The 513-nt window shown below is 62.9% G+C and carries 1 protein-coding gene; it reads left to right on the plus strand.

What is annotated here, in order from left to right; genetic code table 11:
- Positions 1-513, plus strand: a 513-nt coding sequence (locus tag L5M17_RS23085; protein ID WP_263149292.1) for a cadherin-like domain-containing protein, incomplete at both ends; no start/stop codon positions are given.

Below are 513 nucleotides of genomic sequence, written 5' to 3' on the forward strand. Positions count from 1 at the left end.
CCGATGCCGATGAAACCCTGACCGTGGCTGAAGACAGTGGCGTCACCAATGGCTCCTTGCTCACCGGCACCACCAGTGTCGATGGCCCGCTCAGCATTCAGAGCTTCAGCGTCGCCGGACAAACCGGTCCGTTCACCCTGGGCACCGCCTACGTGATCGCCGGCCAAGGCACCCTGACGGTCAATGCCAACGGCACCTACAGCTTTGAGCCCGCCGCCAACTGGAACGGCAACTACCCGGTTGTCACCTACACCGTCACCGACGGCGTCAGCACGGACRCTTCGACCTTGAACATCGGTGTGACCCCTGTCACCGATGGCTTCACCGATGCCGATGAAACCCTGACCGTGGCTGAAGACAGTGGCGTCACCAATGGCTCCTTGCTCACCGGCACCACCAGTGTCGATGGCCCGCTCAGCATTCAGAGCTTCAGCGTCGCCGGACAAACCGGTCCGTTCACCCTGGGCACCGCCTACGTGATCGCCGGCCAAGGCACCCTGACGGTCAATGCCA

This window comes from Shewanella sp. SW24 (genome assembly GCF_025653395.1).
GTDB lineage: Bacteria > Pseudomonadota > Gammaproteobacteria > Enterobacterales > Shewanellaceae > Shewanella > Shewanella oncorhynchi.